We start from the raw sequence: 7,427 nt of genomic DNA on the forward strand, positions 1-7,427 counted from the left end.
CCGCTGCTGATGGTCTCCTGGTAGCGCTTGAACGCGGCCGGGTCCGCCTCGACGCCGGCCAGCAGCGCGTTCACCGTCTCCTTGACCGAGCGGATCGTCAGCTGCGACCGCGCCACCAGCGTCGCCGCGAACGCGTCGACCTCGGACTCGAGATCATCCGCGGCGACCACCCTGTCGACCAGGCCCTTGAGCTCGGCCTGCTGCGGGGTCAGCAGTTCACCGCTGAAGAGCAGGTACTTCGCTGTCGCGGGCCCGACCAGATCCACCAGGACCTTGATCGCGGCCGGCGGGTAGACCACCCCGATCCGGGCCGGCGTCACCCCGAACGTGCTGCCGTGTGCCGCGAACCGGAAGTCGCAGTTCGCCGCGATCTCGAGGCCGCCGCCGATGCAGTGCCCGCGGATCACCGCCACGGTCGGCTTCGGGAAATCCCGCAACGCCGCCTGCGCCCGCAGGTTGTAGGCCCGGATCTCCGCCATCGGATCGGCCGGATCGCGCCCGGACACCAGCTCGCCGATATCCGCGCCCGCGGAGAAGCTCGGCCCGGCCCCGGAGACCAGCAGGACCTTCACCGCCGGATCGGCGGCCAGCGGTTCGAGCAGCCCCGGCAACGCCTGCCACATCGCGCGGGTCAGGGCGTTCCGCTTGTCCGCCCGGTCGATCACGAGCCGGGAAACCTCGTTGGTGACGATGCTGAAGCCCAATTCCATGACACGCAGTCAAACAGACCTGACGCTGAGGTGCTGCCTGCCAAATCACACTCCGCTGAGCGTGCGGCATGTTCGCAATACGTTAAAACTCGGACTCGGTTGTGAGACCCGCCGGGATCTGTGCTTGACTCCTCCGGTCGATAACGTTTTGATCTCGGCAGATTGGGTGATCCAGTGGCTGAAGGACGGCATAGACAGGCGCGGCACCGTCAACCGCGCCGCCAAGTGATCCGCCCCGGCATCGTGAAGGTCGCGATTCCCGGTGCGACGGTGGCTCTGATGGCCACCGGTTCGGCGGTTGCTTTCCCTGACCAGGCCCCGACGTCGGATGCTCCGATCGCCAGCTCTTCCCTGCAGTTGGCGCGCGAGGCACAGACCAGTCGAGACATGCTCCGCCCTCCGCTCAATGTCCCCTCCGCGAAGCCGTCGGTGAAACCGACGGCGCCGGCCGCGAAGCACCTGAAGAAGCAGGCTCCGATCCCGAAGCCGACTTCGACGAAGACCCGGGCCGCCGAGACCGCGAAGGTCGCCCCGCCGAAGATCATCGGCAGCAAATACACCACCACCGATCTGAACGTCTGGTCAGCGCCTGCGGCGGCCGGCACGTTGCTCACCGTGCTCCCGAAGGCCAGCAAGGTTTCGGTCACCGGCAAGGTGGACGGCATCTGGGCGCAGATCGTCCGCGACGGCGTCGCCCGCTGGGTCAAGGCGCAGTACCTGTCGGCCACCAAGCCGGTCGCCACCGTCGCCGGTGGGATCAGCCAAGCGGCCTGCAAGTCGGGCTCGAGCGTGGAGGACGGCCTGACCGCAGACGCGATCCGGGTCCACCGCGCGATCTGCAACGAGTTCCCGAACATCACGTCGTACGGCGGCCTCCGGTCCGGCGACAGTGGCAGCGAGCACTCGACGGGCCACGCGCTGGACATCATGGTCAGCGGCGCCGAGGGCCAAGAGGTCGCGGACTGGCTGCACGCCAACTACAAGAAGCTCGGCGTCAGCGAGCTGATCTGGGAGCAGCAGATCTGGACGGTCCAGCGCAGCAGCGAAGGCTGGCGCGGGATGGAGGATCGCGGTGGTGTCACGGCGAACCACTTCGACCACGTGCACGTCAGCGTCTACGGCAACTCAGGCACCATCTGACGTTCTATCGCCTGCGGTTTTGAGCGGCCCGACCTCCACCTGGGGGTCGGGCCGTTCTTGTCACAGCACTCCGGTGCCCACTGGGCCGGCTTTCATGCGGGCCGGCTTTCATGCGGGGCGGATGTTGTGGTTCAAGTGGAAGAGGTTGTCCGGGTCGTAGGCGCGCTTCACCTCGCGTAGCCGCCGGTAGTCGTTCTCCGCGTACGCCGTCCCGGTGCGCTCCGGGTCCGCCAGGAAGTTGACGAAGGTCCGTCCGGTGGTCCGCAGGACGTCCGCCAACTGCGGCACTTCCTGGTCGATGATCAGCGAGTACTGCGCGTCGCGGTGCCCGACTGGTCCCGCACCGGGGCCAGGGTTCGCCATTGCGCCACCCCAGTGCCGGATCTCCACGGTCGGCGCCTCTTGCTGGTTGGTGAGGGCCAGTTCGTCGATCAGGTCGTCCGGCAGGGTGTCGACCAGGTCCAGATAACGAGCGGGGGTGCCGCCCATCGCGGAGTCCCGGAACGGCATCGTGCGGAGTTCCCCGGCCAGGACCGGGCCGGCGACGTCGAACAGTGGTTTGAGAATGTGCTCGGCCAGGTCCGCGTCCCCGGCGTACAGGGCCTTGATCGCCAGGGCACGGGTGCCGCGCAGTTCCGCCGGGAAGGCGTCGGTGTCGGGGATGCGGGTCAGGACGACGGCGGTGCTCAGTTCGTTGGGGATCGTGGCGGACCAGTCGCGGTAGAACCTCAGCGTTTGCGCCGCGCGGTCGAACCCGAAGTACACGATGCCGGCGTGGACCTTGCGGACCGGGTACAGCCGGAACTCGAGCGACGTGACGATGCCGAAGTTGCCGCTGCCGCCGCGGATCGCCCAGAACAGGTCCGGGTGCTCGTCGGCGCTGGCAGTGACGACCCGCCCGTCAGCCGTGACGACCTCCGCGCGAACCACGCTGTCGGCGGCGAACCCGTACTTGCGAGCCAGCCAGCCGACCCCGCCGCCAAGGGTGTAACCGGTGACGCCGACGTCTCGCGACGATCCGGCCAGCGGCGCCAGCCCGAACTCGGCGGCGGCATCGATCACCGCACCCCAGCGAACTCCCGGGCCGACCTTGGCGATCATCCGCTCTCCGTCGATCAGCATCGAGGTCATCTGCGAGGTCTTGACCAGCATCCCGCCATCAGCAGGAACCCGGGTGCCATGACCCGTCGCCTGCACCGCGAGCGGAAGCCCGTACTCCCTCGCCGTCCGAACCGCAGCCTGGACGTCGGTCCGCCCGAGCGCCTCCACCACAACCACCGGCCGCGACTCGAACCCCGGCACCACAGATCGCCGCTCAACGTCGTACGCCGCGTCCCCAGGCCGATGCACAACCCCGTTGAAGCCAGCCCCCAACAGCCCCGCCACCACACCCGCATCCGCCAAAACCGCCTGAACAGTCATCACTCCGACTCCCTCACCTGTGTCCGCCCTCTACACACACGTCGAAGCCCCCCACCCAAATTGGACACCCTCCCCAGATCTTTTCCGGGAGACTTCGCTAGATGAGTCAGACGCACAGCGTGAGCATTTGCGGGGGTGTGGTCATCAAGCGGTATGTCGATTGGGCGCGCGGTGAGCACCTGCGTGAGTGGGCGGCGCTTCAGCTGGTCTCAGCTGCCGAACCCGACCTCGTCCCATCACCTCTCCGGTGTTCCTGGGGTGGCACAAGTGGCTGCAGCCCGGGTGGTATCGGCACCGGGTCGGCCGGAGCTGACGGGCTTTCGATCTTGATGAGTTTAGTGCCGGGTCGGCCGCTTGCGGGTGCGCTGGCACCGGAGGAGCTCGCGGGGCTGGGGACCGCGCTGCTTGAGCTCTGGTCCATCCCGGCTGACGATCTGACACCGATCTCCTACTCGGCTTTTGTCGACCGGGTCCGTGAGGCGATGGGCACGTGGCGGGGCACCGGAATCGTCGGTGCTGCACAGACCGCCGCGACCGCGTGGTTGAGCAGCGGAGTGCTCGACCAGTACTACGAACCGTCGGTGCCCGTTGTCGGTCACGGCGACCCGAACCTGTCGAACTACCTCTGGGACGGCTCGCGGGTACGGATCATCGACTTCGAAGACGCCGGCCGCAGCGACCTCGCGATGGAACTCGCCAACCTCGTCGAGCACCTTGCCTGTCGCACCACCGACTGGACGCCCTTGATCGATCGCTTCACCACGACGGGCATCCGGACCGACGCCAACCACCCTGGCGCACTGCAGCTCCACGCCGGTCGGTTCCACGCAGCCCGTTGTCTCTGGGCGGCGTTCTGGTTGACCATGCTCCGGCCAGGTGGACCGGCGGTCGACCGCAATCCACCAAACGCCGGCAACCTGCAGGCCGCCCGGTTCCTCTCCCTGCTCCCCACCTATAGCTAGGCCTCAGGCAGCTAGGGCCTCAGGCGGGGATGGGGAGATGGTGGAGGCGGTTGAGGTCGGCGAGGATGTTGATTTCGGTGATGCGGCCGTTGGTGACTGTGATTGCCATGACGCCCATCAACTGGTTGTTGACGACGGTGATGGCGCCTGGGGTGCCGTTTACCAGGGCTACGCGGGTGTGAGGCGCGAGCTTGGTGAAGGTGAGGGCCTGCTTCACCACTGTGAGTGCACCGCGTACGAGCCGCGATGCGCCTGTCGCGTGGGCGGGTACGTCGGCGCCGGCGTCGGCGCGTAGTACGACGTCGGGATCGAGGAGGGCGAGTAGGCCCTCGAAGTCGCCGGCGCGGGAGGCCGCGATGAACGCCTCGGCGATCTCGCGGTGACGGTCCGGGTCGCCTTCGTTCGCCGATGCACCCTGCACCCGGCGGCGGGCGCGGCTGGCGAGTTGCCTGGCCGCGGGCGGGGTCTTGTCGACGATCTCCGCGACCTCGTCGAAGCTCAGGCCGAACATGTCGTGCAGCACGAACGCGAGCCGTTCCGCCGGCGCCAAGGTCTCCAACACCACCAGCATCGCGAGCCCGACCGAGTCGGTCTGGACCGCCTCCTCCTCGGGATCCATCCGGGTCAGCACGGGATCAGGTACGAACGTGTCCAGCGGGTCCTCGCGGCGCGACTTCCGGCTCCGGAGCATGTCCAGGCAGACCCGCGACACGACCGTGGTCAGCCAGCCGCCGAGATTCCGTACGTCGCTGACGTCGGACCGACTCAGCCGCAACCACGCCTCCTGCACCGCGTCGTCAGCCTCGGTGACGGACCCGAGCATCCGGTATGCAACTGCCCGCAGCTGAGTGCGGTTCTCCTCGAACCTCACGGCAAGCGACTGGGCGCCGGCGTCACTCTGGTCGAACTTGGTGTCGTGGTGGTCCACAGGTCAGATTCTCCCATCGCGAGCAGTCACTACCCTGACGGAGCAAACCATGAGGATGTGACATCGCGCGATCCGGCCCTGAGGATGGGTTCCATGACGGATGAATTGGTCTTCCTGGACCATTTCGACGGACCCGGGCTCGATTCCACCGTGTGGTTTCCCCATTACCTGCCGCACTGGAGTTCCCGCGCCGCCACCGCCGCGAAGTACGAGATCAGCGAGTCCTGCCTTCAGCTGAGCATCCCGCCGGAGCAGGGGCTGTGGTGCGGCGGCGACCACACTCCGCCGCTGCGGGTGTCGGGAATCCAGTCGGGCAACTTCTCCGGGCCGGTGGGCAGCACGGTCGGTCAGCAGCCGTACCGCGACGGACTGGTGGTGCGCGAGGAGCAGGAACCGTTCTGGGGTTGGACGCCGGAGCACGGCACCATCGAGCTCCGCGCCCGCGCCGACATCTCACCGCGGTCGATGGTCTCGCTCTGGATGGTCGGCCTGGAGGACAGCCCCGAGCGCTGCGGGGAGATCTGCGTGATGGAGGTCTTCGGCAACACCGTGGTGCCAGGCGAGTCGGCCGAGATCGGCATGGGCCTGCACACCTTCCGCGACCCCGCGACCACCGAGGACTTCGCCGCCGTACGGCTGCCGATCGACATTTCAGACTTCCACACGTACTCCGTGCAGTGGTCCGCCGGTCAAGCCGAGTTCTTCGTCGACGGTCAGCAAATCCGTACCTGCGCACAACCACCGGCCTACCCGCTGCAACTGATGCTCGCCGTCTTCGACTTCCCCGAGTGGTCCACGGGCGAAGACGCCACCCACACCCCCACCTTCACCATCGACTCCATCCGCGGCCACACCCCCTAGCCGGGCCGGACCGCCAGCACTCATCAACCCGCGTCGCTGGGTGGTTCTGGGACTCCAGCCAGCCTGGACCCGGGATCCGGCTGGGCGCGGCGAGGCGTTACTGAGTGCTGGAGGTCCGGCGTCGCGGCCGCGGCGCGGAGTACGGGTACGACGGCGAGACTGGAGCGGCCGGGATCCGGCGCGCTAGGCGCTAAACCCCCGGCCCGGAAGGGGGCGCGCAGAACCACTTCCAGGTGGTACCGGACTCGGTCTTCGTGGGCAACCACGCGGCCTCCGTCGGCGATGGGCTTGGGCCGGATCGGAGGGCCATCAATGGGCACGCGGCTGAACTCGACTGAGCGTGCCGGCGGCTCGTCCACCTCCTTTGTGATGGCCCGGCGGTCCGGCCCCAACCGAAGCGGCGCCGGGTGCAGGTCCGGGTCGGTGCCGTCGCCCGAGTGGTCGTAGTCGTCCTGCCGTGGCGAGTACACCTCGTCGAGTGCGCGCTAGGTCGTAGTGGGCTGGAGCTGCGGACCGCCAGCACTCACGAACCGCGCCGGCCGGTGGTTCCCGGCCACCCGGTGAGCGTCATCGCGGGCCTCACCCGCCCGCGGCTGGGTGTTACTGAGTGCTGGAGGTCCGGCCCTCCAGTCGACGGATCCCGGTTGCCGCGCACTGGGTTGGGGGGCGGCTGGGGTTTGGTAGCGTTGGGGTGTGACCGGGTGTTTGAGCATGTGGTGGGCCGTCGACTAGGGCGGCCCCTTGTTCCTGCACTGAAACCGACGGCTGCCTCGATGAGGCGGCCGTTTGCATCTCCTCGTCGGGTCGGCCCAACCACCGAGGATTGCCGATGGCAACAACAGTTCGTACTTGGTCTGCGATCATCGTCGACCTGCTCAGCGGCAGGGATCTCACCCAGGACGACACCGCCTGGGCCATGGATCAGGTGGTCCGCGGTGAGGCGACGTCCGCTCAGATCTCCGGATTCCTGATCGCGCTGCGAGCCAAGGGCGAAACCGCCACGGAGATCGCCGGCCTGGCTTCGGCTCTTCGCGGATTCGCAACGCCGGTTGACGTTCCCGGCAACACCGTCGACATCGTCGGCACCGGGGGTGATCGCACGAACGCGGTGAACATCTCCACCATGGCCGCGATCGTGGCGGCGTCGACCGGCATCACCGTGGTCAAGCACGGCGGACGCGCGGCCTCCTCGGCGTCCGGCGGTTCGGCCGATCTGGTCGAGCAGCTCGGGATCTCGCTCGACCTCTCCCCCACGGCCGCCGCGAACGTTGCGGTCGAGACGGGGATCACCTTCCTCTTCGCGCCGAGGTTCAACCCGGGCTTGCGTCACGTCGCCGCAGCACGGCGGGAGCTCGGTGTACCGACCGCGTTCAACATCCTCGGGCCGCTGATCAACCCGGCGGA

7 protein-coding genes are annotated in these 7,427 nt (G+C 67.9%); 4 read left to right on the forward strand and 3 right to left on the reverse strand.

What is annotated here, in order from left to right; genetic code table 11:
* Positions 1 to 710 (reverse strand): enoyl-CoA hydratase/isomerase family protein (locus VFG33_RS22815; protein WP_325054959.1); only part of this gene is annotated, 710 nt, incomplete at its 3' end.
* Positions 711 to 989: 279 nt separating this feature from the next.
* Between VFG33_RS22815 and VFG33_RS22820 the strand changes: the two genes are divergently transcribed.
* Positions 990 to 1,850: a VldE C-terminal domain-containing protein gene (locus VFG33_RS22820; protein ID WP_325054960.1), complete on the forward strand. Its 861-nt coding sequence runs from the start codon at positions 990 to 992 to the stop codon at positions 1,848 to 1,850.
* A gap of 108 nt (positions 1,851 to 1,958) precedes the next feature.
* Here the strand turns inward: VFG33_RS22820 and VFG33_RS22825 are convergent, their stop codons facing one another.
* Positions 1,959 to 3,272, reverse strand: a complete 1,314-nt coding sequence (locus VFG33_RS22825) for an FAD-binding oxidoreductase (RefSeq protein WP_325054961.1) — start codon at positions 3,270 to 3,272, stop codon at positions 1,959 to 1,961.
* A 101-nt stretch (positions 3,273 to 3,373) separates the two neighbouring features.
* Here VFG33_RS22825 and VFG33_RS22830 point away from each other — a divergent pair, with 101 nt between their 5' ends.
* Positions 3,374 to 4,234, forward strand: a complete 861-nt coding sequence (locus tag VFG33_RS22830) for a phosphotransferase (RefSeq protein ID WP_325054962.1) — start codon at positions 3,374 to 3,376, stop codon at positions 4,232 to 4,234.
* 19 nt (positions 4,235 to 4,253) lie between these two features.
* On the opposite strand, the gene sigJ is transcribed toward VFG33_RS22830, so the two are convergent.
* Positions 4,254 to 5,162: an RNA polymerase sigma factor SigJ gene (gene sigJ / locus VFG33_RS22835; RefSeq protein ID WP_325054963.1), complete on the reverse strand. Its 909-nt coding sequence runs from the start codon at positions 5,160 to 5,162 to the stop codon at positions 4,254 to 4,256.
* 93 nt (positions 5,163 to 5,255) lie between these two features.
* On the opposite strand from sigJ, the gene VFG33_RS22840 reads away from it, so the two are divergent.
* Complete coding sequence (locus tag VFG33_RS22840; protein ID WP_325054964.1) at positions 5,256 to 6,023, forward strand: glycoside hydrolase family 16 protein; 768 nt, start codon at positions 5,256 to 5,258, stop codon at positions 6,021 to 6,023.
* 829 nt (positions 6,024 to 6,852) lie between these two features.
* Positions 6,853 to 7,427, forward strand: a 575-nt coding sequence (trpD, locus tag VFG33_RS22845) for an anthranilate phosphoribosyltransferase (RefSeq protein ID WP_325054965.1), incomplete at its 3' end; no start/stop codon positions are given.

Origin of the sequence: Kribbella sp., from assembly GCF_035687465.1 — a bacterium.
Taxonomy (GTDB): Bacteria; Actinomycetota; Actinomycetes; order Propionibacteriales; family Kribbellaceae; genus Kribbella.

Coding starts and splice junctions, on each gene's coding strand:
- VFG33_RS22820 (WP_325054960.1), top strand. CDS start 990: ATGGCCACCGGTTCGGCGGTTGCTTTCCCTGACCAGGCCCCGACGTCG.
- VFG33_RS22825 (WP_325054961.1), bottom strand. CDS start 3,272: ATGACTGTTCAGGCGGTTTTGGCGGATGCGGGTGTGGTGGCGGGGCTG.
- VFG33_RS22830 (WP_325054962.1), top strand. CDS start 3,374: ATGAGTCAGACGCACAGCGTGAGCATTTGCGGGGGTGTGGTCATCAAG.
- VFG33_RS22840 (WP_325054964.1), top strand. CDS start 5,256: ATGACGGATGAATTGGTCTTCCTGGACCATTTCGACGGACCCGGGCTC.